This window comes from Streptomyces nigra (assembly GCF_003074055.1).
Taxonomy (GTDB): Bacteria; Actinomycetota; Actinomycetes; order Streptomycetales; family Streptomycetaceae; genus Streptomyces; species Streptomyces nigra.
This window is the reverse complement of sequence record NZ_CP029043.1, coordinates 4,286,398-4,310,270: the sequence shown is the minus strand read 5'-3', so window position 1 is coordinate 4,310,270 and position 23,873 is coordinate 4,286,398. Positions and strand designations below refer to the sequence as shown.

Sequence of the window (23,873 nt, the reverse complement as noted above, 5' to 3'; positions counted from 1 at the left end):
GGCGCCGAAGACCGTCCTGGTGGCGCCGCGATGCAGCGGACAGCCCCGGCATCCTGCGGCAGCCCGCCCCGCTCCGGAACGAAGGGCTCCGCCGTGTAGCCGTCCTCGGGCGCCTTCACCGCCATACGGCGGCGGGTACCCCTTCAGGAGCGCGGGGAACTGCTACCCCTCAGGGGTGCGGGGAACTGCGCGAACAGCCCCCGCGGACCCTCACCCGCTCCCCGACCGGTCAGATCCGCATCGGCTGCGGCGACTCCCGGCGCAGCGGGTCCGGACCGTCGAACTCGCGGATGATCTCGTAGCGCGTGTTGCGCTCGACCGGGCGGAAGCCGGCGTCCCGGATCAGGTCCAGCAGATCGTCGCGGGTCAGTTTGTTCGGCGTGCCGAAGCTGTCCGCGTCGTGCGTGATCTTGTACTCGACGACCGAGCCGTCCATGTCGTCCGCGCCGTGCTGGAGGGCCAGCTGGGCGGTCTGCACGCCGTGCATGACCCAGAAGACCTTCACATGCGGGACGTTGTCGAACAGCAGCCGGGAGACCGCGAAGGTCTTCAGGGCCTCCGCGCCGGTCGCCATCGTCGTCCGCGCCTGGAGGCGGTTGCGGACTTTGCCGTCCTTCATGTCGACGAAGTCGTGCTGGTAGCGCAGCGGGATGAAGACCTGGAACCCGCCCGTCTCGTCCTGCAGTTCACGCAGCCGCAGTACGTGGTCGACGCGGTGGCGGGGCTCCTCGATGTGCCCGTACAGCATGGTGCACGGGGTCTTCAGACCCTTCTCGTGCGCCAGGCGGTGGATCCGGGACCAGTCCTCCCAGTGGGTGCGGTGGTCCACGATGTGCCGGCGGACCTCCCAGTCGAAGATCTCGGCGCCACCGCCGGTCAGCGACTCCAGACCGGCGTCGATCAGCTCGTCGAGGATCTCGGAGGCGGACAGCCCGGAGATGGTCTCGAAGTGGTGGATCTCCGTGGCCGTGAACGCCTTCAGCGACACGTCCGGCAGCGCGGCCTTCAGCTCCCGCAGCGAGCGCGGGTAGTAGCGCCACGGCAGGTTCGGGTGCAGTCCGTTGACGATGTGGAGCTCGGTCAGGTTCTCCGACTCCATCTCCTTCGCGAGCTTCACCGCCTCCTCGATGCGCATCGTGTACGCGTCCTTCTCCCCCGGCTTGCGCTGGAAGGAGCAGTACGCGCAGGAGGCCGTGCACACGTTCGTCATGTTCAGGTGCCGGTTGACGTTGAAGTGCACGACGTCGCCGTTCTTGCGGGTGCGCACCTCGTGGGCGAGGCCGCCGAGCCACGCCAGGTCGTCCGACTCGTACAGCGCGATGCCGTCCTCGCGGGACAGCCGCTCACCGGAGCGGACCTTCTCCTCCAGCTCGCGCTTGAGCCCGACGTCCATGCCAACACCTTTCCACGAAGCTCGCCCCCACGTTACGCCTGTGCCCTCAGACCTCTTCGGGCAGCTCTCCGACCCTGTTCTCCCACTTCGTGGAGAGCACGATGGTGGTACGGGTCCGGGAGACGCCCTCGATCCCGCTGAGCCGCCGGATGATCTTCTCCAGGCCGTCCACGTCGGTCGCCCGCACCTTGAGCATGTACGAGTCGTCGCCGGCGATGAACCAGCAGTCCTCGATCTCGGAGAGGTCCTTGAGCCGCCCCGCCACGTCCTCGTGGTCGGTGGCGTCCGTCAGCGAGATGCCGATCAGGGCGGTGACGCCGAGGCCGAGCGAGGCGGCGTCGACGGTGGCGCGGTATCCGGTGATGACACCGGCCGCCTCCAGCCGGTTGATGCGGTCGGTGACGCTGGGTCCCGACAGCCCGACGAGGCGCCCCAGCTCCGCGTAGGAGGCCCGGCCGTTCTCCCTCAGGGCCTGGATGAGCTGCCTGTCCACCGCGTCCATGCGATTCGAAGCCTTCCGCTGAAGAGGTCTGACGTGCTTGCTGGTCTGCTGCTGCCCGAAGTGATGAGCACGGCCGCCGGCGCGTGATGCGGGGCGGGCCGCTCAGGCGGGGCGGGCGCCCCCGCCGAGTTCGCCCTTCCACCGGCGGTAGAGCCGGTGCCGGACTCCCGCCGCGTCCAGGACGCGTCCGGCCACGAAGTCCACCAGGTCCTGGATGTGCGTGGCCCCCGCGTAGAAGGCGGGCGAGGCGGGCACGACGATGGCGCCCGCGTCGTCCAGGGTGACGAGATGCCGCAGCGTCTGCCCGTTCAAAGGGGTCTCCCGAACGGCGACGACGAGCCGGCGGCCCTCCTTCAGGGTGACGCTCGCGGCCCGCTGGAGCAGGTCCTTGGAGAGCCCGAGCGCGACCCCGGCCACACAGGCCGTCGAGGCGGGCACGATGAGCATGCCCTTGGTGGCGTACGACCCGGAGGACGGTCCCGCCGCCAGGTCCCCGGCCGGCCAGTACCGCACGTCCGTGAGGTCCGTCTCGAAGGTGCCGGGCTTGCCGTCGGCGCCACGGGCGAGCCATTCGCGCAGGTCGTCGCGCCAGTGGGCGTCCCGGAAGGAGATCCCGGTCTCGTCGAGCAGGGTGAGCCGCGAGGCCCGGCTGACCACCAGGTCGACGCTCTCCCCGGCGTCGAGGAGCGCGCGCAGCACCGCGGCGGCGTATGGGGTGCCGGAAGCGCCGGACACCCCTACGATCCAAGGCGTTCGGGCCGTCTCTCCTGGCTTGGCTGGGTTCACGACACCGAGCCTATCCGGCGGCACGGGGTGGGAACCGACCAAGGGGGCCCAGGCGTTCTCGTTCGGGGACGAGTCGGACGGTGGGATGGCCATGTCGGATGTGCGGGACGCGCTGCGCGCGGGGTCGCGCGGGGAGCGCGCGCTGACCGCGGCCAAGCTGATGCTGGGCTGGGTGGCGCTGCTGTGGCTGCTGGAGCTCGCCGACGTGGTGAGCGGTCACACGCTGGACGGCTTCGGGATCGTCCCGCGCACCCCGTCCGAGCTGGTGGACGTCGTCCCGGCGGCGTTCACGCACTTCGGCTTCGCCCATGTCGCGGCGAACACCGTGCCGCTGCTGGTCCTGGGCTTCCTCGCCGCGCTCGGCGGCATACGCCGGTTCCTCGCGGTGTGCGCGCTGGTCGTGGTCGCCGACGGGCTGGGCGTGTGGCTGATATCGCCGTCCGGCACCAATACGGCGGGCGCCTCCGGCCTGATCTTCGGCTTGTTCGGCTTCCTGCTGGTCACGGGCTTCGTGGAGCGCCGCCCGCTCGGTGTGCTGGTCGGTGTCCTGGTGGCCGCCGTCTGGGGCGGCTCCATGCTGGCGGGGCTCGCCCCGACCCAGTCCGGCGTCAGCTGGCAGGGGCATCTGGTGGGGCTGGTGGCCGGTGTGGTGGCGGCGTTCGTGCTGCGCCGCCGGGACACCGGCCCCCGTGAGCTGCCGGTCTGACCCCGCCGGGTCAGACGGTCAGCCCGCGCACCAGCAGGTCGAGCAGCGCGCAGACGAAGAGCGCGATCCCGATGAACCCGTTGACGCTGAAGAACGCCCGGTTCAGCCGGGACAGGTCGTGCGGGCGCACGATGGTGTGCTCGTAGACGAAGGCACCGGCCACGATCAGCACACCCAGCCAGAAGAAGACGCCGGCGCCGGTCGCGACCCCGTACCAGACGAACAGGGCGGTGGTGACGGTGTGGCAGGCGCGGGCGCCCCAGATGGCCGCCGGGATGCCGAAGCGCGCCGGCACCGAGCGGACGCCGATCTCCCGGTCGGTCTCCACGTCCTGGCAGGCGTAGATGAGGTCGAAGCCGCCGATCCAGACGCCGACGGCGAGACCCAGGATGACCGCGTCCCACGACCAGGAGCCGGTGATGGCCAGCCAGCCGCCGACCGGGCCCATCGCCTGGGCGAGCCCGAGGATGGCCTGCGGGAAGTTCGTGAACCGCTTGCCGTACGGGTAGACCACCATCGGTACGACCGCGATGGGGGCGAGCGCCAGGCACAGCGGGTTCAGCAGCGCGGCCGAGCCCAGGAAGACGACGAGGGCGATCAGGGCGCCGGTCCACGCGTGCCGCACCGACATCGCGCCGGTGACCAGTTCACGGTGCGCGGTGCGCGGATTGCGGGCGTCGATCTCGCGGTCGATGATCCGGTTCACGGCCATCGCGAAGGTGCGCAGCCCGACCATGCAGATCGTCACCAGGAGCAGCCGGCCCCAGTGGATGTTCCGGTCCCACTCGAACATCGCGGTGAGCGCGGCGATGTAGGCGAAGGGCAGCGCGAACACCGAGTGCTCGATCATGACCAGACGCAGGAACGCCTTGGTCCGTCCGGGCTGCGGGATCGCGGCGGAGGCGCTGCTCACAGGCCGTACTCCTTCCAGCGGCGGTCGACCTTCGCCGCCGTCTCCGGGTCGGACTCCACCATGTCCGGCCAGCCGCCGTCGCGGGTGTAGCCCTCCTCGGGCCACTTGCGGGTGGCGTCGATGCCGGCCTTGCCGCCCCAGAACTGCTGGTAGGAGGCGTGGTCGAGATGGTCGACGGGGCCTTCGACGACCGTGAGGTCCCGGGCGTAGTCGGTGTTGCCCAGGGCCCGCCAGGCGACCTCGTGCAGATCGTGGACGTCGCAGTCGGAGTCGACGACCACGATCAGCTTGGTCAGGGACATCATGTGGGCGCCCCAGACCGCGTGCATGACCTTCTGGGCGTGCTTGGGGTACTTCTTGTCGATCGAGACGATCGCGCAGTTGTGGAAGCCGCCGGCCTCGGGCAGGTGGTAGTCCACGATGTCCGGGACGATGATCTTCAGCAGGGGCAGGAAGAAGCGTTCCGTCGCCCGGCCCAGCGGCCCGTCCTCGGTGGGCGGGCGGCCCACGACGATGGACTGGAGCAGCGGCCGCTTGCGCATGGTGACGCAGTCGATGGTGAGCGCCGGGAAGGGCTCCTGCGGCGTGTAGAAGCCGGTGTGGTCGCCGAAGGGGCCCTCCGGGAGCATCTCGCCCGGCTCCAGCCAGCCCTCGATCACGACCTCGGCCTGCGCGGGGACCTGGAGCGGAACGGTCTTGCAGTCGACCATCTCGATCCGCTTGCCCGCGAGGAACCCGGCGAACAGGTACTCGTCGATGTCGCCGGGCAGCGGGGCGGTGGAGGCGTAGCTGACGGCGGGCGGGCAGCCGAAGGCGATCGCGACGGGCAGCCGCTCGCCCCTGCGGGCCGCCACCTGGTAGTGGTTGCGGCTGTCCTTGTGGATCTGCCAGTGCATGCCGATGGTGCGCTTGTCGTGGCGCTGGAGGCGGTACAGACCGAGGTTGCGGACGCCCGTCTCGGGGTCCTTGGTGTGCGTCAGGCCCAGGTTGAAGAAGGAGCCGCCGTCCTTGGGCCAGGTGAAGAGCGCGGGCAGCCGGTCCAGGTCGACGTCGTCGCCGGTGAGCACGACCTCCTGGACAGGGCCGTCCTTGACCTTCTTCGGCGGGACGTGGGTCATCGCGCCGAGCTTGCCGAAGGCCTCGCGGACCCCGACGAACCCGTGCGGCAGCTCGGGCTTGAGCAGCCCGCCGATCTTGTCCGAGATGTCGGCGTACGACTTCAGGCCCAGGGCCTTCAGCAGGCGCCGGTCCGTGCCGAAGACGTTCATCGCGAGGGGCATGTCGGAGCCCTTCACGTTCTCGAAGAGCAGGGCGGGGCCGCCGGACTTCTGCACCCGGTCGACGATCTCCCCGACCTCCAGGTACGGATCGACCTCCGCCTTCACGCGCTTGAGGTCGCCTTCCCGCTCCAGGGCCCGGAGCAGGGATCGAAGATCGTCGTAAGCCATGGGGTCAAGTATCCCCGAGCGGCTACCCTGGCCTGGAACCCGGGGGCCGTGCCCCCGGCCCGACGACCGTTCCACTGGAGAGGGCCCATGCTCCGGGTGCTGATGTTCCTCGTGCCACTGGCGCTGAGCGTGTACGCGTTCATCGACTGCATCAGCACGGAGGAAAAGGACATCCGCCACATGCCCAAGCCGCTGTGGGCGATCCTCGTGCTCGTCTTCCCGCTGGTCGGCTCGATCTCGTGGCTGATCGCGGGCAAGAGGCGCAGCCCGGCCGCCGACGGCTGGTCGGGCGTACGGGACCGCCGGCGGCAGCAGTGGGTGGCGCCCGACGACAACCCGGACTTCCTGAAGTCCCTGGGCGAGGACGGGAAGACGCGCGACGAGGACGAGGACGGCACCAAGCGCGACGAGCCCTGACCGGGGCGGGCCGCGCGTCACCAGGCGTGGGCGTCCCGCAGCTCCCGCAGACGGGCCGTCTCGCGTGCCGCTGTCGCGCGGTCGCCGACATCCAGTGCCATCGTGCCGCGGCCGTAGAGGTAGTACGCGTCCTCCCGGACGCACGGGTCGAGGCCGCGCACCCGGCTCAGCTGACCGAGGTAGACGTCGAGGGAGAGTTGCGTCCCCGACCGCCGGTCGCGGGCCGGGGTCGTCAGGCGGTCGCGCTGGACGTCCTTGTAGTGGTCGCGGGTCTGCCGGTCGCTCTCGTCGGGCCGCGGGACGCCCGGGTGGTACGGGTGGTCCTCGAGGTCGCGGGCCCACCTCTCCAGCGTCGCCACGGCCTCCTCGGCCTCCCACCGGTCGACGGGCCCGTACGCGGCCAGGCGCGCCCCCAGGTCCCGCGCCGCGCGCGCCCGCTTGTCGTCGTCGCAGCAGGCGGCCACGAAGGACGCCAGCACCCCGCCCCGCTGCCGCAGTTCGGCCACCCGCCAGGCCCGCCCCAGACGTCCCACCTGCACTCCTCACCCCCGGCGTCCGTGCGACGGTCCGGGCCCGGCAACCCAACACCGCCGCCCGGCCCCACGCCACCGAATTACCTGGTCGGCCGACCGGCGAAGACACCCAGGGCCACGAAGTCCGCCTCCCGCAGCCCGAGTCGGGCATCGATCCGGAGCAACAGCGCCGGCCCTTCGTGCCGAGCGGCGACGAAGTCCTCGTCCGCCGGGCCCAGTTCGTCGTCGACCCACGCGAAGGGCCGCCCCCGGGCGTGCTCGACGAGCGGCCCGGTCTTCCAGAAGGGTCCGTCGGTCCGCTCGCGGCTCGTGCCGGGCGGCCACTCGACCACAGGGAGGTCGGGCAGGCCGAGGACCGGCGCGATGAAGCGGTTCGCCTCCGCGCCCCAGGTGGTCGCCCACACCAGCTCGTACCGCTCGGCCGGCTCCCGCAGCCGGGGGCCGTGCCCGGGGTGCAGCCACACCCGCAGGGGCTTCACCCGGTGGGCGGGGGTGTACCGCTGCCGGGCGACCCAGCTCTCGGGCTTCATCCGGTGTGTCGTGTAGCCGTCCGGCCGGCGGTGGGGCTTGGCGGCGTACGGGTTCAGCGGGCCGTCGACGTCGAGGTGGAGCAAGGGGCGCACGGCTGCCGCTCCTCTCCGCGGGAACGGACGTGAGCGTAGTCGCGGGCCGGGCGCGGGGGCGCGGGGTTTTCGTGCCGTTGCCGGGTGGGCCCGTGCGCAGGACAGTGAGGGGATGGATCAGGGACTGGCGCGGCGGTGGCTCGGGACCGCGCTCGCGCAGGCGCGGGCCGGGCTCGCCGAGGGCGGCATCCCCATCGGGGCCGCCCTGTACGGGGCGGACGGGACGCTGCTCGGGCGGGGCAACAACCGGCGGGTGCAGGACGGCGACCCCTCGCTGCACGCGGAGACGGCCGCGTTCCGGGCGGCGGGCCGGCAGCGGTCGTACCGGGGCACGACGATGGTGACGACGCTGTCGCCGTGCTGGTACTGCTCGGGGCTGGTCCGGCAGTTCGGCATCTCGCGAGTGGTGATCGGCGAGGCGGTCACGTTCTCGGGCGGGCACGAGTGGCTGGCCGAGCACGGCGTGGAGATCGTGCTCCTCGACGATCCCGAGTGCGTGGCCTTGATGCGTGACTTCGTCGCCCGTCATCCCGATCTGTGGAACGAGGACATCGGGGAGTGAGACGCCGGACAGCCCTTAGGCGTGTTCCAGGCGCTCGATGAGCCGCTCGAAGCGGGAGCGCCAGCGCTGCTCCGTCTCGGCCTCGCCCTGGAACTCGTGGGTGAAGCGCAGCGCGGCCCCGTCCTCGCCGTCCCGTTCCAGGTGGAACCGGATGCGGCCGCGGTCCCCCGTGTACTCGGCGACCCGGTCCACGTCCCAGGCGGTGATCCGCCCGCTGCCCAGCTCGCCCAGGTCGACCGTGCCGCCGAGCCGGGGTTCGAGCGCGTCGACCGGGGTGCACCAGGACGCGAGGCCGTCGGCGGTCGCCAGAAAGGGCCAGACGGCGGCCATCGGACGGGGCAGCCGCACCAGGAAGTGCAGGATGTGCGTGTTCCCGTGGGTCTGGCTGGTGCCCTGTTCTACCGAACCGGTCATGACACCAGCCTGACCCCGCCGGACCCGGCGCGCACCTGTGGGCGGCGCCGGTCCGCGCCCCGGCTCAGACGCCGGCGTAGGAGTGCTTGCCGGAGACGAAGATGTTGACGCCGTAGTAGTTGAAGAGCCAGCAGCCGAAGGCGATCAGGGCCAGGTAGGCGGCCTTGCGGCCCTTCCAGCCGGCGGTGGCGCGGGCGTGCAGATAGCAGGCGTAGGCGACCCAGGTGATGAAGGACCAGGTCTCCTTGGGGTCCCAGCCCCAGTAGCGGCCCCAGGCGTCGCCCGCCCAGATGGCGCCCGCGATGATCGTGAACGTCCACAGCGGGAAGACGGCGGCGTTGACGCGGTAGGAGAACTTGTCCAGGGACGCCGAGGCGGGCAGCCGGTCCAGGACCGAGTTCGCGAAGCGGCCCGGCTTGCCGCCGCTCGCGAGCTTGTTCTCGTAGCTGTCCTTGAACAGGTACAGCAGCGTGGAGACGGCACCGACGTAGAACACCGCGCCGCAGAAGATCGCCGTGGAGACGTGGATGTACAGCCAGTACGAGTGAAGGGCGGGAACCAACTGGTCACTGGCGGTGTACAAGACAGTGACGGCGAGGCCGAGATCGAGGAGGACCGTGGTGATCAGGAACAGCCCGAGCCAGCGCACGTTCTTCTTCAGCGCCAGCAGCCCCAGGTACACGCCGACGGCGACCGTGGAGAAGGTGATGTTGAACTCGTACATGTTGCCCCACGGCGCCCGCTGCACCGACAGGGCCCGCGTGACCACTCCGCCGAACTCGACGAGGAACGCGAGGACGGTGAGCGAGATGGCGATACGCCCGTAGAGGTCGCCCTGCTCGTCCCCGCCGTGCGCGCCGGGCCCGTCCGGCACGTCCCGCTGTCCGGCCGCGGCCCGTACGACGACCTTCGGCCGTTCCAGTACGGCCGTGGAGCCGCCCTTGGTCACGGTTACGGCGGGCGCCTCGGCGGCCTTGGCGGACTTGGCCGGGGTGAGCGCGGCGGCCGTGCGGCCGACCTTGCTGCGGCTGCCGAGGAGCCATTCGGCGATGTACGCGAAGAAGGCCAGGGTGTAGACGGCCATCGACGAGTAGATCAGCGTGTTGCTGATGCTGGCCAGGTTCTCGTTGGTGGCGGCGGCCAGATCGGTTGCGGCGGCGAGAGTCACTTCTCAGCCCCTTCGGCAGGTACGGCTTGGGGGTCGGGGGTATCGGAGGAGGCGTCGTCGGTGTCCTCGGGGGCGGCTGCCCCGGGGGCCCGGTCGTAGAGGATCCCGGCGAGCTCGCCCAGCTCCTCGGGCACCTTCGCGGACTCGCTGCGGCCGAGGCCGGCCATCTCGACGACGGTGAGGCCGTCGTCCCCGGTGGTGGCCCGCACCCAGACCCGGCGGCGCTGGATGAACAGGGAGCCGGCGAGACCGAGGATCGCCGCGAGGGCGCCGGCGAGCGCCCAGCCGCTGCCGGGCTGGCGGGCGACCTGGAAGCCGGCCCACTCCTTGATCTCCTTCTCGAAGGTGATCGAGCCGGCGCCGTTCGGAAGGGTCAGGGTCTCGCCGGGCCGCAGGTTCTTCCTCAGCTGCGCGCCCTTGCCGTCCTTGAAGCCCTTCAGGTTCTTCTTGTCCAGCTGGTACACGCTCTGCGGGAGGCCCGAGTCGACACCGAGATCACCGTGGTAGGCCTCGACGTTCATGACCGGGCTGAGCAGCGCGGGGAACTGCGAGGCGAGTTCGTTGCCCGGGACGTAGGTGGGCAGCAGGAAGGCCTGGAAGCCGAGCTGCTCGCGCTCGCCCTTGGCGTCGCGGTAGCCGTCCATCACCTTGATCGCGCCGGTGGAGGTGACGTTGCCGTCGAGCGGGAGGAGGGGGACCGCGTCGTGGAAGACCTCGTTGCCCTTGCCGTCGCGGACGGTGATGACGGGGGCGTAGCCGTGGCTGACGAGGTAGACCTTGGAGCCGCCCATCTCCAGCGGCTCGTTGACCTTGACGGTGGTCTTCCTCTCCTTGCCGTCGGCGCCCGCGCTGTAGGTGAGGTCGGCCTCGTAGGTGCGCGGCGTGCCGCGGTTGGGTCCGGTCGCCTCGTAGGTGCCCTTGAACTCCTTCAGGCTGAAGCTGAACGGGTCCAGGTCGTCCTGGGAGAAGAGGCTGCCGGACTTGAAGTCGTCGTACTGGGTGAGCGTGTTGGAGAAGCCGTCGCCCTCGACGACCAGCTTGTTGCCCTCGGACTTGAACAGCTGGCCCCAGGCGAACGCCACCAGCATCACGATCAGCGCGATGTGGAAGGCGAGGTTGCCGACCTCGCGCAGATAGCCCTTCTCTGCGGCGACGGCGTCACCGGCGCGGTGGGCGCGGAAGCGGCGCTTCTTCAGCAGGGCGAGCGCGGCCTCGCGGACCTCCTCGGGTGCGGCCTCGGTGCGCCAGGTGGTGTAGGCGGGCAGCCGGGTGAGCCGCCTGGGCGCGCCCGGCGGCCGTCCGCGCAGCTGCCCGACGAACTGCCAGGTGCGCGGCACGATGCAGCCGATGAGGGAGACGAAGAGCAGGATGTAGATCGCCGAGAACCACACCGAGCTGTAGACGTGGAAGAGGCCGAGCTTGTCGTAGATCGGCGCGAGCGTCTCGTGCGTACGGCGGAACTCCGCGACCTTCGTCTCGTCGATGCCGGTCTGCGGGATGAGCGAGCCGGGGATCGCGCCGAGCGACAGCAGCAGGAGCAGCAGCAGCGCCACCCGCATCGAGGTGAGCTGCCGCCAGAACCAGCGGGCCCAGCCGATCACACCGAGCGACGGCAGGTTCGGGGCCTCCTCGGCGGGGGCGGTGGAGAGCTGGGAGCCGGCGGCGCCGAGGTCCTGGTCCTGCTCCTGGCCCTCGGGGACGGCCGGGGCGGCCTTGTCGGTCGTGTCGCTCATCGATCAGATCCCCACAGTGAAGCCGTTGGACCAGACCTGCATCTCCTGGACGATGCGGTCCCAGGCGCCGGTCAGCAGCAGGACACCGGTCACGATCATCATCGTGCCGCCGATCCGCATGACCCAGACATAGTGCTGCTTGACCCAGGCGAAGGCACCGAGCGCCTTGCGGAAGGCTACGGCAGCCAGGACGAAGGGGACGCCGAGGCCGAGGCAGTAGGCGACGGTGAGCAGGGCGCCGCGGCCCGCGCTCGCCTCGTTGTACGACAGCGCGATCACGGAGGTGAGCGTGGGGCCGAGGCAGGGCGTCCAGCCGATGCCGAAGAGGGCGCCGAGGAAGGGCGCGCCGACCAGCCCGGTCACGGGCCGCTTGTGGAAGCGGAACTCACGCTGGGTCATCCAGGGCATCAGGCCCATGAAGAAGACACCCATGGCGATCATGAGGACGCCGAGCACCTTCGACAGGATGTCCTTGTGCGCCTGGAGGTTGTCGCCGAAGTACCCGAAGAGCGCCCCGCCGGAGACGAACACGGCGGTGAAGCCGAGCACGAAGAGGGAGGCGCCGGCGACCATGCGGCCGCGCCGGGCCTCGGCGAGGTCGGTGCCGGTGACCCCGGTGACATAGGAGAGATAGCCGGGGACCAGCGGGAGGACGCAGGGCGAGAAGAAGGAGACGAGGCCGCCGAGCAGGGCGACGGGCAGCGCGATCAGAAGGGCGCCGCTCATCACCGTCTGGTTGGGTTCGGCGGCGAGTGTGGTGAGGGCGCTCACGTCACTTCTCCGCGAGGACGGGCTCGATCATGTCCCGCAGGGTGTCCTCGCCGAGGGGCGTCAGCGCCCGGGCCGCGATGTTGCCGTCCCGGTCGATGACGAGTGTGGAGGGGATGGCCTGCGGGTTGAGCGTGCCCTTGCCGAAGCGGAGCATCTGCTTCCCGGTGGGGTCGTACAGGCTCGGGTAGGTGACCCCGAACTCCTTCTCGAAGGCCTTCGCCGGGGTGGTGCTGGTGTCCCGGGTGTTGATGCCGACGAACTGGACGCCCTGGTCCTTGAGGTCCGTGTAGACGGTCTGGAAGTTCTTCGCCTCGGCCCGGCAGGGCGGGCACCACGAACCCCAGACGTTGACCACGAGGACCTTGCCCTTGTAGTCGGCGGTGGTGAGCTGCTTGCCGTCGATGGTGGCGCCGGACAACTCCGGCGCCTCGGCGCGCTCGCCCCGCTTCACGGTGTCGACGCCGTTGCCGCCGGCGACGAAGTTGGTGTCCCCGCCACCGCCCGAGGTGCCGCCCGAACTGCACGCGGACAGGACCAGCGCGGCAACGGCGGCACTGGCGGCGAGCGGGGCGATACGGCTACGGGCGCGACGGACGGCACTCATGTGAAAAGTTTCGCATGCCCGTACGGGGGATCTTGCGCGCCCCCCTCTCGGGCGTAAAACCGCATATCAGGCAGCGTTTCCGGACCCCTCGGAAGAGGTGCCGGACGGGGTCCCCGAGCCGCCCTCGGTGCCACCCTTGGTGAAGGCGCTCCAGCCGCCCGCAGGCTTCTGCCCGACGTCCAGCGTGCGCAACTTGTCGAGAATGTCCGGCTTCTGGACGTCCAGCCAGTCCACGAACTGCCGGAAGGAGACGAGCCGTATGTCGCCGCCCTTCTCCTTCTCGCGCGCCATATGCTTCAGCGCCTCCTCGACGGCGTCCATGTAGATGCCGCCGTTCCACTGCTCGAAGTGGTTGCCTATGAAGAAGGGGGCGCGGTTCGTCTCGTATGCCCGCTTGAATCCCTGGATGTACGCCTGTGTCGCCTGGGTGCGCCAGGCGGGGTGGTTGTGGCTCGGGGCGTTCGTGGAGTTGACCGACTGGTTGGCGAGGATGTTGTAGTCCATCGACAGGACCTCGAACGAACGGCCGGGGAAAGGTATCTGCTGCAGCGGCAGATCCCAGAGCCCCTTCTTCTTCACCGGCCACACCTGACGGCCGCCGGGCGAGGAGGCGTCGTAGCGCCAGCCCAGCTCACGGGCGGTGGGCAGCAGGTTGTCCTGCCCGAGCAGACAGGGCGTACGGCCGCCGACGAGCTCCTTGTCGTAGTCGAACGGCAGGGAGGGCAGATCGGTCCAGCCGGAGTTGGTGCGCCACTCCTTGACGAACGACTTGGCCTGGTCGATCTCGCTGCGCCACTGCTGCGGCGTCCAGTTGCCGACGGTGCCGTTGCCCGCGCAGAAGTGGCCGTTGAAGTGGGTGCCTATCTCGTGCCCGTCGAGCCAGGCGCGCCGGACGTTCTTCAGCGTCTGCTTGATGTGGTCGTCGGTGAGGTAGCCGATGTCGGAGGCGCCGCGCGGGTTGTTCGGCGGTTCGTAGAGCCGCTTCTTCGACTCGGGGAGCAGATAGAGCCCCGAGAGGAAGAAGGTCATGTGCGCCTCGTGCTCCTTGGCCAGGTCCAGGAAGCGCGGGAAGAGGCCGTTGCCGACCTCGCCGGCCCCGTCCCAGGAGAAGACGACGAACTGCGGCGGCTCCTCGCCCGGCTCCAGCGGCCGCGGCGCGTCCGGCTGGTGGGGCTGCTTGCCTGTGTAGGAGGTGGAGCCGTCGCCTATCGGGCGGTCGCGGTCGGCCTGCGAGCCGTGCCGGTTGTCCCGGTCGCCGCCGGAACCGCCGGGATCCTTGCGGTCCTTCGGCCCGCCGGACGACGTGGACGCGCCGCATCCCGCGAGTGAGAGGGCGGCGGCCGCTCCGGCCCCGATCCCGATGGCTCCCCGTCGGCTGATGTCGCGCATGGCTGCCCCGTCCGTCGTGCTGCTGAGGTGGTCACCCAGTCAGAGGTCACGACGAACGGGGTGGTTCCCGTCGCGCTGTGGAGGATTCGCGAGCAATGTCACCCGCGTGTATCAGCCACGGGGGGTCAGGCGCCGAAGCCCTTGCTCTGCCCCTGGACCGGCCTGGCGCCCGCCCGCAGATGCTCGGGGACGAGGTCGATCGCCGGCTCGGAGTAGCCGACGGAGACGATCCGGTCGCCCTGGTAGGTGAAGGACGTCAGCGACGCGAGCGTGCACTGCCGCTTGCGCGGGTCGTGCCACAGCCGCCGCTTCTCGACTGCGCAGCGCACGATCCAGATCGGCAGCTGATGGCTCACCAGCACCGCCTCGTGGCCGCGCGCGGCGTCCTTGGCGGCGTCGAGGGCACCCATCATCCGCACGACCTGCTCGGCGTACGGCTCGCCCCAGGACGGCTTGAACGGGTTGAGCAGGTGCTTCCAGTTCGCCGGCCGCTTCAGCGCGCCGTCCCCGACACCGAACGTCTTGCCCTGGAAGACGTTCTCGGCCTCGATGAGCCGGGCGTCGGTCGCGAGGTCGAGCCCGTGCGCCTTGGCGATCGGGGTGGCCGTCTCCTGCGCCCGCTCCAGCGGGGAGGCGCAGACATGGGTGATGTCCCGGTCGGTCAGGTGCTCGGCGACCCGGTCGGCCATCTGCCGGCCGAGCTCGGAGAGGTGGTAGCCCGCCAGGCGGCCGTAGAGGACGCCGTCCGGGTTGGCCACCTCGCCGTGCCGCACGAGGTGGACGACGGTGATGTCGCTGCTGTCGGTCATCGGCTTCTCGGAGGGCTCGGGAGTGGGCGTGTCTTCACTGGAGGGGGCGCGGGAGGTGTCGCTCATTCCGCCGTGGCCTCCGCCGCCGCTCGGGCCGCCGCCGGGAGGGCGTCGGCGATCCGCTGGAGGGCCCGCTCGTCGTGGGCCGTGGACACGAACCAGGACTCGAACGACGAGGGCGGCAGATAGACGCCCTGCGCAAGCATCGAGTGGAAGAACGCGGTGAAGCGGAACGACTCCTGGCGCTTGGCGTCCTCGTAGGTGCGGACCTCACGGTCGGTGAAGAAGACGGAGAACATGTTGGAGGCGTTCTGCAGCCGGTGCGCCACACCCTCCTTGCTGAGCGCCTCGGTGACGAGCCCCTGGATGGTCGCCGACACCTGGTCGATCGTGTCGTACGCGGCCTGGTCGAGGAGGCGCAGCTGGGCGAGACCGGCGGCCGTCGCGACCGGGTTCCCGGAGAGCGTGCCGGCCTGGTAGACGGGCCCGGCGGGGGCGAGGTGGGCCATCACGTCGGCCCGGCCGCCGAACGCGGCGGCGGGGAAACCGCCGCCCATGACCTTGCCGAAGGTCATCAGGTCCGGCTCGACCCCGTCCACGCCGTACCAGCCGGCGCGGCTGGTGCGGAAGCCGGTCATGACCTCGTCGGAGATGTACAGGGCGCCGTTCTTGCCGCAGGCGTCCTTCAGGCCCTGGTTGAAGCCGGGCCGGGGCGGGACGACGCCCATGTTGCCGGGCGAGGCCTCGGTGATGACGCAGGCGATCTCGCCGGGGTAGCGGTGGAACGCCTCGTGCACCGACTCCAGGTCGTTGTACGGCAGGACGATCGTGTCGCCGGCCTGGGCGCCGGTGACGCCCGGGGTGTCGGGCAGGGCGAAGGTGGCGACGCCGGATCCGGCGGCGGCGAGCAGCGAGTCGACGTGCCCGTGGTAGCAGCCGGCGAACTTGATCACCTTGGTGCGCCGGGTGAACCCGCGGGCGAGACGGATCGCCGACATGGTCGCCTCGGTGCCGCTGGAGACCAGGCGCACCTGCTCCAGGGGCCCGATCCGGTCGACCATCTCCTCGGCGAGCGCGACCTCGCCCTCACCGGGCGTGCCGAAGGAGGTGCCGCGGGCGACGGCCTCCTGCACGGCGGCGATCACCTCGGGGTGGGAGTGCCCGAGGATCATCGGTCCCCAGGAGCAGACGAGGTCGACGTACTCGCGTCCGTCGGCGTCGGTCAGGTACGGGCCGCTGCCGGACACCATGAACCGGGGCGTACCGCCCACCGCGCGGAAGGCGCGCACCGGGGAGTTCACACCGCCGGGCGTCACGGCGGCCGCACGGTCGAACAGCGCCTGCGAGGCGGGCGCATCGTATGGATAGGGCGTTCCTGAAGAGGGCGCTTCGCTCATGACCTGCGACTACTCCGACCTTTTCCGACCTTCGGTGATCATCCGGGGCTCCGGTTGCCTGTGACCTCCTCAGGGTAGGCCAGGGCCCGGCGACGGCAGCGAGCCGCCACCGGCGTGCGGACGGCCCCCTTCGCCCCTTCCGTCCCTGCGTACCCCGGCGTCACGGACGGGTGATCTGCGAGACTGGGCGTGATACACACAGCTCATGCGGGCCGTGGTGATCGGGGACCGGGGACATCTCACGCAGAGGTGTTTCGCCGCACGTTTCGGCGGGCGGCCGTGGGGGAGGTCACTGACACGATGATCGGGTTGCGCGGCGGGCGCCACGCGTCCTAGAACAGCAGTCGGGTGGAGATATGCATCGCGGTGGCGGACTGGGCGAGGGGACCGACGACCTGGGTCCTCGACGTGCCCGGCGGGGAAGGCACCGACGCGACGCGGAGGATTCGAACGAAGTACGCCAGGGACACGTTGTACCAGGTATGCCAGATGCGACGGGTGTACCGAGTGAGCACGAGCCGTTCGACCGGCGGATCGACAGCCGGGTCGACCGACTGAGGGCGGGGAGCAGGAATGGTGGTCGGGTGGGGGTGACGTACAAGTACTTCGGCGCTCCGGACGGCGCGACCGCGGCCCGCGTCCCGATCTCGATGCGCCCCGAGGAACTCGGCGGCGACGAGCTCGGCATGAACGGCATGTTCACCAAGATCAAGCCGGAGACGATGGCGGCCATGGTGCTGACGGGCATCGAAGGTGTGCCCCTGCACAAGGTGCCGCCCCTGGAGCTGGTCGTCCTCCACCCCGACTACGCCGTGGTGAAGCTGCCGATGACGGTCGTCGACCCGTTGCGCGGCATAGGCGAGGAGGCGGTGGGCGCGGCGGCCTTCATCTGGTCCACGGTCCCGGACCGCGGCGGGCCGCGCGACGCGTTCAACGTGTACCAGCTGCTCCACGAGTGGCAGGACTTCTCGCACCGCCTGCATGAGGCGGGGCATCAGCCGTACTGCTTGGTGTGGCCCTGAGCTGGGTTTCGTGAGGGGCGGGCGGGGTCTTCGGGCCTCGCCCTTTTGCATGCCGGGGAGGGGCCGTCAGGCGGCCAGGGCACTCGGTCAGGTAGTCCACCACGTGACCGGTGTCGGGGTGGGTCTCGCCGGGCTGTGTGGGCATGAGCCGGCCGGGGAGAACAGGCGCAGCGAGTCCCACATGTGCTGCCCAGCCCCGCCCGGTGCTGGTTCGGCGTCGAGGATGGTGAAGTCGATGCCCTGACGACGCAGGTGATGGCCGGCGGCGAGCCCTGCCCGACCACCACCGACCACCACCACATCCACGTGCTGCGTCACGGGGTCGTGGTCACCGCGTCGTCAGTGAACTTTTTACGCCAGGCGAGCGCGACGTAGACGAGGCCGATCAGCACCGGCACTTCGATGAGCGGGCCGACGACGCCGGAGAGGGCCTGGCCGGAGGTGACGCCGAAGGTGGCGATGGCGACCGCGATGGCCAGCTCGAAGTTGTTGCCCGCTGCGGTGAACGCCAGGGTCGTGGTCCGGTCGTAGGCCAGCCCCAGGCTCTTGCCGAGGAGGAAGGTGCCGAAGAACATCACAGCGAAGTACACCAGCAGCGGCAGCGCGATGCGGGCGACATCCAGCGGCTGGGAGGTGATGGTCTTCCCCTGCAGGGCGAAGAGGATCACGATCGTGAACAGCAGCCCGTACAACGCCCAGGGGCCGATCTTCGGCAGGAAGCGGGACTCGTAGCTCTCGCGGCCCATCTTCTTCTCGCCGATCCGGCGGGTCAGAAACCCGGCCAGCAGCGGGACGCCCAGGAAGATGACCACGTTGAAGGCGATCTCCCACATCGAGATGTCCAGGTGCTCCCCGTCGCCCAGGCCCAGCCAGCCGGGGAGCAGTTCGAGGTAGAACCAGCCCAGCAGGCCGAACGCCAGAACCTGGAAGACCGAGTTCAGCGCGACGAGCACGGCTGCGGCCTCGCGGTCGCCGCAGGCGAGGTCGTTCCAGATGATGACCATGGCGATGCAGCGGGCCAGGCCGACGATGATCAGGCCGGTGCGGTACTCGGGCAGGTCCGGCAGGAAGATCCAGGCCAGGGCGAACATGACCGCGGGTCCGAGGATCCAGTTGATGACCAGGGAGGAGATCATCAGCTTGCGGTCGCCGGTGACGGCGTCGAGCTTGTCGTAGCGAACCTTGGCCAGGACCGGGTACATCATGATCAGCAGCCCGAGGGCGATGGGCAGCGAGATGCCGCCGGCCTCCACCTTCGCCAGCGGGTCATTCAGCCCGGGGATCAGTCGCCCGAGTCCAAGGCCGACGGCCATGGCGATGAGGATCCACACCGCGAGGTAACGGTCAAGGGTGGAGAGCTTCTTGACGATCGAGTCGTCCTCCGCCCCGGCCGGAGCGGAGGTGGTGGGCTCGGTGGAGGTCACGGGCAGGCCCTCTTGTTGTCGGCGGCGGTGCGGGCGGACTCGGCCAGGTCGGCGAACTGCCCGGCGAGCTGGGCGATGACGTCGGGGCGGAGCTTGTAGTAGGTGAAGCGCCCGCACGGCTCGGTCTCCACGACCCCGGCCTCGCGCAGGACCCTGAGGTGGTTGGAGAGATTGGTCTGCCGGGCGCCGGTCTCCTCGACGAGGTGCGTGGTGCACAGCGTCTCGCGGGCCAGCAGGGTCACGATCCGGAGCCTGAGCGGGTCGGCCAGCACCCGGATCAGGTCAGTGTCGACTGACATCATCATGGACTGATACTCTCACATCACTCCGAGCTGATACCAGCCGGGGCTGACACCTGGGGCCCGCGCCCCGCTGCCCCGAAGGGGGTTCCCGTGACCGCATCCCCGCCCCCCGTCCTGCCCGATGAGCGCCTCGCGTCGGGCATCGCCCGACTCGCCCTGCGCTACCGCGGGCGCTTCGCCCCGGAGACCATCCAGCGCCTCGTCACCGACTCCTTCGAACGGCTGGCCGAGCACGCCCGCGTCCGCACCCACCTGGTCGTACTGGCCGAGCACCTCGCCACTGAGCGGCTGGACGCGCTGGCACACGTGCAGGGGGTGCCCGACTGCGGCGTGCCCCGCGTGCTGTTTGTCTGCAGCCACAACGTCGGCCGTTCGCAGATGGCAGCAGCCCTCCTCGCGCACCGCGCGGGCGGACACGTGGTCGTTTCGTCCGCGGGCACGCTCCCGGCCGCCGAGGTCGATCCGGTCGTCACCCAGGTGCTCACCGAGGCCGGCGTGGACCTCAGCGACGCGTTCCCCAAGCCACTGACCGACGAGGTCGTGCAGGCCGCCGACATCGTCATCACCATGGGATGCGGGGACGCCTGCCCCGTCCTGCCCGGCCGCTGCTACCTCGACTGGCCCGTCACCGACCCTGAGGGCGCCCCGATCGCCATGGTCCGCGGCATCCGCGACGCGCTCGACGCCCACATCACCGAACTGCTCGCCTCCCTGCCGAGCACCTGAATCCGCACCCCGCACCACCGTAAGAATCACTGACGAAGGAAGAAACCGATGTCCTCCAGCCCGCTCGCCTCCGTGCTGTTCGTCTGCGTCCACAACGCCGGCCGCTCCCAGATGGCCGCCGGATTCCTCCAGCACCTCGCGGGCGACCGGATCGAGGTCCGCTCCGCCGGCTCCGTCCCGGGCGACCAGGTCAACCCCTCTGCCGTCGAGGCCATGAAGGAAGTCGGCGTCGACATCGCCGACGCCAAGCCGAAGATCCTGACCACCGAGGCCGTCCAGGCGTCCGACTACGTCATCACCATGGGCTGCGGCGACGCCTGCCCCATCTTCCCCGGCAAGAAGTACCTCGACTGGGCCCTCGAAGACCCGGCCGGCAAGGGCGTCGAGGCCGTCCGCCCCATCCGCGACGAAATCAAGACCCGCATCGAGGCGCTCATCGCCGAGATCGACGCCAAGCAGGAGGCGTGACCTCAGTGAACGACACCGGCATACGCGAGGTCATCGTCATCGGCTCCGGCCCCGCCGGATACACAGCCTCCCTCTACACCGGCCGCGCCGAACTCAAGCCGCTTGTGTTCGGCGGTGCGATCTTCGTGGGCGGCGCGCTCACCACGACGACCGAGGTCGAGAACTTCCCCGGCTTCCCCGAGGGCATAGACGGCCCGGATCTGATGACGAACATGCGCGCCCAGGCCGAGAGGTTCGGCGCCGAGATGGTCGACGACGACATCGTCGCCGTCGACCTCACCGGGGACATCAAGACCGTCACCGACACGGCGGGCACGGTGCACCGCGCGAAGACGGTGATCGTGGCGACCGGCTCCGGCTACCGCAAGCTCGGCCTGCCCAAGGAGGACGAACTCTCCGGCCGGGGCGTGTCCTGGTGCGCCACCTGCGACGGCTTCTTCTTCCGGGACCGCGACATCGTGGTCGTCGGCGGCGGTGACACCGCCATGGAGGAGGCCACGTTCCTCACCCGCTTCGCCCGCTCGGTGACCGTCGTCCACCGGCGTTCCACGCTGCGCGCCTCGCAGGTCATGCAGAACCGGGCCTTCGCCGACGACAAGATCTCCTTCGCCTTCGACTCCGAGATCGCCGAGATCAAGGAGAGCAACGGCATGCTGGCCGGGCTCGTGCTGCGTGACGTCTTCAGCAGCGCCACCCGCGACCTGGACGCGACCGGCCTGTTCATCGCCATCGGCCACGATCCGCGCACGGAGCTGTTCAAGGGCCAACTGGACCTGGACGGCAACGGCTACATCCAGGTCGCCTCGCCCTCCACCCGCACGAATGTTCCCGGCGTCTTCGCCGCGGGCGACGTCGTCGACCACACCTACCGCCAGGCGATCACCGCCGCCGCGAGTGGCTGTGCGGCAGCGCTGGACGCGGAGCGGTATCTCGCGGCACTCGCCGACGGCAGCGCCGCGAGGCTTACGGCTGCCGTACCGGCCTGACGCGACTGGAGCGCCGGGGCGGCGTACCGGCTTCAGAGCCCAGCCGCCCCGGCCTCTCCGAGGTCAGCGGTATACGTAAATGCCGCGTAACACCGCGACTTGCCTCATAACCTCAAACCGCGCGGCGCCTTTGAGAACAACGCCCGCGCAGTATGGATGCTTGGGCCCGGGCAGCGCCTCGTACGTGTGCAGCGGCGGCTGTGCATGCAGGCCGGCGAGCACAAGAACTCCGACCGTACGGCCGCGCTCGTCCGGCAGCAGCCCAAGCGGCCGTCGGAGGTGCGGATGCAACAGTTGACGGACCTCGTCGTCAAGGCGCGAACGGACCCGGCCGACGCCAAGACGGCTCTCAGGCCGGCGGCTTACTCAGAGATCGTGCGCGAGGCGGGCGGAATGACACCCCTGCGCTCCGAGGCCGAGGTCGTACGGAGCAGCTGCACGAGGCGGGCCACCGGCCGTACTGCCTGATCCGGCCCTGAGCGGGCGCTGAACACGGAGAGGCGAGGTCTTCGGACCTCGCCCTTTCATCCGCCGTGCGGTGCCCCGCAGGAGCCGTCCGCGTGACGCGTCACGCCCTCTCCCGAACCGCCCCCGTCTCCCCCGGCCGTCCCGCCGTGAAGCCGATCGCCGTGCCGCCGCCCTCGCGGTGGAACGCGAACGGGGCTCCGCCGTGGGCGAGGGCCACCTCGCGGACGATCGACAGGCCCAGGCCCGAGCCCGGCAGGGAACGGGCGTCGGGGGCGCGGTAGAAGCGGTCGAAGACACGCATCAGGTCGTCGTCGGCGATGCCCGGGCCCCGGTCGAGGACCTCGACGCGGACCGTGCCGGGGCGGGCGGGCCCGGCGACGCCGATCTCGATGGGCGCGGTGCCGTCGCGGTCGAACTTCGCGGCGTTCTCCACGAGGTTGGTCAGGGCCCGCTGGAGCATCCCCGGCCGCCCGGTGAGGCTGGTGTCGCCGCAGGCGCGGACCACGATCCGCCGGCCGGTGCGCCGCCGGGCGAGCACGGCCACGTCCTCGGCGATCTCGGCGAGGTCCACCCGCTGGGCCGGCTCGGTGTCGGACTGCCCGGCGGCGAGGTCGACCAGCTCGTTGACCAGGTCGGTCAGCTCCCGCGCCTCCTGACCCAGGTCGGCGACCAACTCGTCGCGGGCGTCGGGCGGCAGCTCGTCGATGCGGCGCAGCAGCGAGATGTTGGTGCGCAGGGAGGTGAGCGGGGTCCGCAGCTCGTGCCCCGCGTCCTGCACGAGCCGCCGCTGGTCCTCCTCCGACTGAGCGAGCCGGCCCAGCATCCGGTCGAAGGCGCGGCCCAGCCGGCCGACCTCGTCGTACCCGGTGACCGGGACCTCGATACCGAGCCGGCGGGTACGGGCGACGTCCTCGGCGGCGTCGGTGAGGACGACGAGCCGCCGGGTGATGCGCCGTGCCAGCCACCAGCCGAACAGCCCGGCGAGGACGACGATGGCCGACATCAGCAGCAGCGTCCGCTGCTGGAGGGCCCGCAGCAGGTCCTCGGTGTCGCTGAACTCCTGGGCGATCTGCACGGCGCCCCGGCCGCCGCCGAGCGCGACCGTGGCGACGCGGTAGACGTCGTCGCCGACGTCTACGTCCCGGTGCTGGATCATCCGCCCGGCGGTCCGCTCGGCCGCGACCCGCCGGTCGGCGGCCTCGACCGGCAGCCCGGGGCTGCCGGGGTCGACGACGGCGCCGTCCGGCCCCAGCACCTGCACATCGGTGCGGGCGGGCCGGACCAGGTCGTGGCCGGGCGCGGAGGAGGAGAAGTCGTCCGGCGTCATCGGCCGCTGCCGCACCTCGCCCCGCAGGTCCTGCACGACCTCGTCGAACACGCTCTCCTGGTCCACCCGCACCAGACGGGCGGCCGCGGTGTAGGAGAGCAGGCCGACCAGCAGGGTGACGACGGCGGTGACGGCGGCGAAGGACACCGCGAAGGTGCCGCGCAGCGAGAGCAGTCCGGTGCGCCGGGGTCCGGTCAGCAGCCGGGCGAGCCGGCGGCGGACGCGGCCGGCCACTCAGTCCTCCCGCAGCACATAGCCCACGCCGCGCACCGTGTGGATGAGCTGCGGGGCGCCGGGCGCGTCGAGCTTGCGGCGCAGATAGCCGACGTAGACGGCGAGGTTCTTGGAGCCGGGGCCGAAGTCGTAGCCCCAGATCTTGTCGTAGATGGTGGCGTGGTCGAGGACGATCCCGGCGTTGCGTACGAGCAGCTCCAGCAGCTCGAACTCGGTGCGGGTCAGCTCCAGCTCGCGCTCGCCGCGCCAGGCGCGCCGCGCCTGCGGGTCCATCCGCAGCCCGGCGGCCTCGATGAGCCGCCCGGAGGCACCGGCGGGGGTCTGCCGGGGCGCTTCGGCGGGGGCGGGGGCGCCGTTCGTGTCGCCGGTGCGGCGCAGCAGGGCGCGCAGCCGGGCGAAGACCTCCTCGACGTCGAACGGCTTGACGACGTAGTCGTCGGCGCCCGCGTCCAGTCCCGCGATGCGGTCCTGGGTCTCCACGAGCGCCGTGAGCATGAGGATCGGGGTGTTGTCGCCCTCGGCGCGCAGCACCCGGCAGACCTGGAGGCCGTCGATGCCGGGCATCATCACGTCGAGGACGAGCACGTCCGGAGGGGTGCGGTGGGCCTGGGCGAGCGCCTCGACACCGTCGGCGACCGCGGTGACCCGATAGCCCTCCAGGGTCAGGGCACGCTCCAGCGCGTTGCGGATGGCGCGGTCGTCTTCGGCGAGGAGCACAGTGTGGGCCACGCCTTCATAGTGCCAAGGC

27 protein-coding genes and 1 pseudogene are annotated in these 23,873 nt (G+C 70.6%); 8 read left to right on the top strand and 20 right to left on the bottom strand.

Features of this window, described 5'->3' with window-relative positions:
- Positions 1–229: 229 nt before the first annotated feature.
- The 3 genes from mqnE to DC008_RS20030 all read right to left on the bottom strand — a co-directional run bounded on the left by mqnE (position 230) and on the right by DC008_RS20030 (position 2,681).
- On the bottom strand, positions 230–1,393 hold the full coding sequence (mqnE, locus tag DC008_RS20040) for an aminofutalosine synthase MqnE (RefSeq protein ID WP_055622646.1): 1,164 nt from the start codon (positions 1,391–1,393) through the stop codon (positions 230–232).
- Positions 1,394–1,439: 46 nt separating this feature from the next.
- A complete protein-coding gene (locus DC008_RS20035) occupies positions 1,440–1,895 on the bottom strand; it encodes an Lrp/AsnC family transcriptional regulator (RefSeq protein ID WP_055622647.1) in 456 nt (151 codons plus the stop codon).
- Between the two features lie 102 nt (positions 1,896–1,997).
- The gene (locus DC008_RS20030) at positions 1,998–2,681 is read right to left on the bottom strand and encodes a UbiX family flavin prenyltransferase (protein ID WP_079033680.1); all 684 of its coding nucleotides are present in this window, start codon (positions 2,679–2,681) and stop codon (positions 1,998–2,000) included.
- 91 nt (positions 2,682–2,772) lie between these two features.
- Here DC008_RS20030 and DC008_RS20025 point away from each other — a divergent pair, with 91 nt between their 5' ends.
- Entirely contained in the window at positions 2,773–3,387 is a 615-nt protein-coding gene (locus DC008_RS20025; protein WP_425276545.1) for a rhomboid family intramembrane serine protease, read from the top strand.
- 10 nt (positions 3,388–3,397) lie between these two features.
- Here DC008_RS20025 and mqnP read toward each other — a convergent pair whose 3' ends face one another.
- Positions 3,398–4,300: a menaquinone biosynthesis prenyltransferase MqnP gene (gene mqnP / locus DC008_RS20020; RefSeq protein WP_108708150.1), complete on the bottom strand. Its 903-nt coding sequence runs from the start codon at positions 4,298–4,300 to the stop codon at positions 3,398–3,400.
- Positions 4,297–5,748 (bottom strand): menaquinone biosynthesis decarboxylase, encoded by a 1,452-nt coding sequence (locus DC008_RS20015; RefSeq protein WP_055622651.1) that lies wholly within the window; start codon positions 5,746–5,748, stop codon positions 4,297–4,299. The genes mqnP and DC008_RS20015 overlap by 4 nt, the downstream gene beginning before the upstream one ends.
- Positions 5,749–5,835: 87 nt before the next feature.
- On the opposite strand from DC008_RS20015, the gene DC008_RS20010 reads away from it, so the two are divergent.
- Complete coding sequence (locus tag DC008_RS20010; protein ID WP_108708149.1) at positions 5,836–6,165, top strand: PLD nuclease N-terminal domain-containing protein; 330 nt, start codon at positions 5,836–5,838, stop codon at positions 6,163–6,165.
- A 17-nt stretch (positions 6,166–6,182) separates the two neighbouring features.
- Here DC008_RS20010 and DC008_RS20005 read toward each other — a convergent pair whose 3' ends face one another.
- Positions 6,183–6,698: a hypothetical protein gene (locus DC008_RS20005; protein WP_108708148.1), complete on the bottom strand. Its 516-nt coding sequence runs from the start codon at positions 6,696–6,698 to the stop codon at positions 6,183–6,185.
- 80 nt (positions 6,699–6,778) lie between these two features.
- Positions 6,779–7,321, bottom strand: a complete 543-nt coding sequence (locus DC008_RS20000; protein WP_108708147.1) for an HAD domain-containing protein — start codon at positions 7,319–7,321, stop codon at positions 6,779–6,781.
- A 112-nt stretch (positions 7,322–7,433) separates the two neighbouring features.
- On the opposite strand from DC008_RS20000, the gene DC008_RS19995 reads away from it, so the two are divergent.
- Positions 7,434–7,883 (top strand): nucleoside deaminase, encoded by a 450-nt coding sequence (locus DC008_RS19995; RefSeq protein ID WP_108708146.1) that lies wholly within the window; start codon positions 7,434–7,436, stop codon positions 7,881–7,883.
- A 15-nt stretch (positions 7,884–7,898) separates the two neighbouring features.
- Here DC008_RS19995 and DC008_RS19990 read toward each other — a convergent pair whose 3' ends face one another.
- The 8 genes from DC008_RS19990 to hemL form a co-directional block, all read right to left on the bottom strand.
- On the bottom strand, positions 7,899–8,297 hold the full coding sequence (locus DC008_RS19990) for an SRPBCC family protein (protein WP_108708145.1): 399 nt from the start codon (positions 8,295–8,297) through the stop codon (positions 7,899–7,901).
- A 64-nt stretch (positions 8,298–8,361) separates the two neighbouring features.
- On the bottom strand, positions 8,362–9,465 hold the full coding sequence (ccsB, locus tag DC008_RS19985) for a c-type cytochrome biogenesis protein CcsB (protein WP_108708144.1): 1,104 nt from the start codon (positions 9,463–9,465) through the stop codon (positions 8,362–8,364).
- Positions 9,462–11,198 (bottom strand): cytochrome c biogenesis protein ResB, encoded by a 1,737-nt coding sequence (gene resB, locus DC008_RS19980; protein WP_108708143.1) that lies wholly within the window; start codon positions 11,196–11,198, stop codon positions 9,462–9,464. The genes ccsB and resB overlap by 4 nt, the downstream gene beginning before the upstream one ends.
- A 3-nt stretch (positions 11,199–11,201) precedes the next feature.
- Positions 11,202–11,969, bottom strand: coding sequence for a cytochrome c biogenesis CcdA family protein (locus DC008_RS19975; RefSeq protein ID WP_055622658.1), 768 nt, complete (start codon positions 11,967–11,969; stop codon positions 11,202–11,204).
- A gap of 1 nt (position 11,970) precedes the next feature.
- The gene (locus tag DC008_RS19970) at positions 11,971–12,573 is read right to left on the bottom strand and encodes a TlpA family protein disulfide reductase (RefSeq protein ID WP_055622659.1); all 603 of its coding nucleotides are present in this window, start codon (positions 12,571–12,573) and stop codon (positions 11,971–11,973) included.
- A 66-nt stretch (positions 12,574–12,639) separates the two neighbouring features.
- The gene (locus tag DC008_RS19965; protein WP_108708142.1) at positions 12,640–13,962 is read right to left on the bottom strand and encodes a polysaccharide deacetylase family protein; all 1,323 of its coding nucleotides are present in this window, start codon (positions 13,960–13,962) and stop codon (positions 12,640–12,642) included.
- 125 nt (positions 13,963–14,087) lie between these two features.
- Positions 14,088–14,771, bottom strand: a complete 684-nt coding sequence (locus DC008_RS19960; protein WP_108710781.1) for a histidine phosphatase family protein — start codon at positions 14,769–14,771, stop codon at positions 14,088–14,090.
- 62 nt (positions 14,772–14,833) lie between these two features.
- Positions 14,834–16,168, bottom strand: coding sequence for a glutamate-1-semialdehyde 2,1-aminomutase (gene hemL / locus DC008_RS19955; RefSeq protein WP_108708141.1), 1,335 nt, complete (start codon positions 16,166–16,168; stop codon positions 14,834–14,836).
- A gap of 584 nt (positions 16,169–16,752) precedes the next feature.
- Between hemL and DC008_RS19945 the strand changes: the two genes are divergently transcribed.
- Positions 16,753–17,190: a hypothetical protein gene (locus tag DC008_RS19945; RefSeq protein WP_003974483.1), complete on the top strand. Its 438-nt coding sequence runs from the start codon at positions 16,753–16,755 to the stop codon at positions 17,188–17,190.
- 58 nt (positions 17,191–17,248) lie between these two features.
- On the opposite strand, the pseudogene DC008_RS19940 reads toward DC008_RS19945, so the two are convergent.
- From DC008_RS19940 to DC008_RS19930, 3 genes and pseudogenes are all read right to left on the bottom strand, one after another.
- Positions 17,249–17,508 (bottom strand): annotated as a pseudogene (locus tag DC008_RS19940) (FAD-dependent oxidoreductase); the annotation flags it as partial.
- Positions 17,505–18,614: an ACR3 family arsenite efflux transporter gene (gene arsB, locus DC008_RS19935; protein WP_108708139.1), complete on the bottom strand. Its 1,110-nt coding sequence runs from the start codon at positions 18,612–18,614 to the stop codon at positions 17,505–17,507. The gene arsB and the pseudogene DC008_RS19940, both read right to left, overlap by 4 nt.
- Complete coding sequence (locus DC008_RS19930) at positions 18,611–18,919, bottom strand: ArsR/SmtB family transcription factor (RefSeq protein ID WP_108708138.1); 309 nt, start codon at positions 18,917–18,919, stop codon at positions 18,611–18,613. Before DC008_RS19930 ends, arsB begins: the two co-directional genes overlap by 4 nt.
- Positions 18,920–19,006: 87 nt before the next feature.
- On the opposite strand from DC008_RS19930, the gene DC008_RS19925 reads away from it, so the two are divergent.
- The 4 genes from DC008_RS19925 to DC008_RS19910 all read left to right on the top strand — a co-directional run bounded on the left by DC008_RS19925 (position 19,007) and on the right by DC008_RS19910 (position 21,564).
- Positions 19,007–19,642, top strand: coding sequence for an arsenate-mycothiol transferase ArsC (locus DC008_RS19925; RefSeq protein ID WP_108708137.1), 636 nt, complete (start codon positions 19,007–19,009; stop codon positions 19,640–19,642).
- A 48-nt stretch (positions 19,643–19,690) separates the two neighbouring features.
- Positions 19,691–20,110, top strand: coding sequence for an arsenate reductase ArsC (locus DC008_RS19920; protein WP_108708136.1), 420 nt, complete (start codon positions 19,691–19,693; stop codon positions 20,108–20,110).
- 5 nt (positions 20,111–20,115) lie between these two features.
- Positions 20,116–21,096 carry a thioredoxin-disulfide reductase gene (trxB, locus tag DC008_RS19915; RefSeq protein ID WP_382112939.1) on the top strand — a complete coding sequence of 327 codons (981 nt, stop codon included), beginning with the start codon at positions 20,116–20,118 and terminating at the stop codon, positions 21,094–21,096.
- A 156-nt stretch (positions 21,097–21,252) separates the two neighbouring features.
- On the top strand, positions 21,253–21,564 hold the full coding sequence (locus tag DC008_RS19910) for a hypothetical protein (protein WP_123954016.1): 312 nt from the start codon (positions 21,253–21,255) through the stop codon (positions 21,562–21,564).
- A 100-nt stretch (positions 21,565–21,664) separates the two neighbouring features.
- On the opposite strand, the gene DC008_RS19905 is transcribed toward DC008_RS19910, so the two are convergent.
- Positions 21,665–23,125 carry a sensor histidine kinase gene (locus DC008_RS19905; protein ID WP_244221384.1) on the bottom strand — a complete coding sequence of 487 codons (1,461 nt, stop codon included), beginning with the start codon at positions 23,123–23,125 and terminating at the stop codon, positions 21,665–21,667.
- Positions 23,126–23,854 (bottom strand): response regulator transcription factor, encoded by a 729-nt coding sequence (locus DC008_RS19900; protein ID WP_108708133.1) that lies wholly within the window; start codon positions 23,852–23,854, stop codon positions 23,126–23,128.
- Between the last annotated feature and the right edge of the window lie 19 nt (positions 23,855–23,873).

Excerpts from the sequence above, each read along its gene's own strand:
- DC008_RS20015 (WP_055622651.1), bottom strand. The coding sequence starts at position 5,748 with ATGGCTTACGACGATCTTCGATCCCTGCTCCGGGCCCTGGAGCGGGAA.
- DC008_RS20010 (WP_108708149.1), top strand. The coding sequence starts at position 5,836 with ATGCTCCGGGTGCTGATGTTCCTCGTGCCACTGGCGCTGAGCGTGTAC.
- DC008_RS19970 (WP_055622659.1), bottom strand. The coding sequence starts at position 12,573 with ATGAGTGCCGTCCGTCGCGCCCGTAGCCGTATCGCCCCGCTCGCCGCC.
- DC008_RS19910 (WP_123954016.1), top strand. The coding sequence starts at position 21,253 with ATGCTTGGGCCCGGGCAGCGCCTCGTACGTGTGCAGCGGCGGCTGTGC.
- DC008_RS19965 (WP_108708142.1), bottom strand. The coding sequence starts at position 13,962 with ATGCGCGACATCAGCCGACGGGGAGCCATCGGGATCGGGGCCGGAGCG.
- hemL (WP_108708141.1), bottom strand. The coding sequence starts at position 16,168 with ATGAGCGAAGCGCCCTCTTCAGGAACGCCCTATCCATACGATGCGCCC.
- DC008_RS20025 (WP_425276545.1), top strand. The coding sequence starts at position 2,773 with ATGTCGGATGTGCGGGACGCGCTGCGCGCGGGGTCGCGCGGGGAGCGC.
- DC008_RS19990 (WP_108708145.1), bottom strand. The coding sequence starts at position 8,297 with ATGACCGGTTCGGTAGAACAGGGCACCAGCCAGACCCACGGGAACACG.
- DC008_RS19995 (WP_108708146.1), top strand. The coding sequence starts at position 7,434 with ATGGATCAGGGACTGGCGCGGCGGTGGCTCGGGACCGCGCTCGCGCAG.
- mqnE (WP_055622646.1), bottom strand. The coding sequence starts at position 1,393 with ATGGACGTCGGGCTCAAGCGCGAGCTGGAGGAGAAGGTCCGCTCCGGT.
- DC008_RS20035 (WP_055622647.1), bottom strand. The coding sequence starts at position 1,895 with ATGGACGCGGTGGACAGGCAGCTCATCCAGGCCCTGAGGGAGAACGGC.
- DC008_RS19960 (WP_108710781.1), bottom strand. The coding sequence starts at position 14,771 with ATGACCGACAGCAGCGACATCACCGTCGTCCACCTCGTGCGGCACGGC.
- resB (WP_108708143.1), bottom strand. The coding sequence starts at position 11,198 with ATGAGCGACACGACCGACAAGGCCGCCCCGGCCGTCCCCGAGGGCCAG.
- DC008_RS19930 (WP_108708138.1), bottom strand. The coding sequence starts at position 18,919 with ATGATGATGTCAGTCGACACTGACCTGATCCGGGTGCTGGCCGACCCG.
- DC008_RS19920 (WP_108708136.1), top strand. The coding sequence starts at position 19,691 with ATGTCCTCCAGCCCGCTCGCCTCCGTGCTGTTCGTCTGCGTCCACAAC.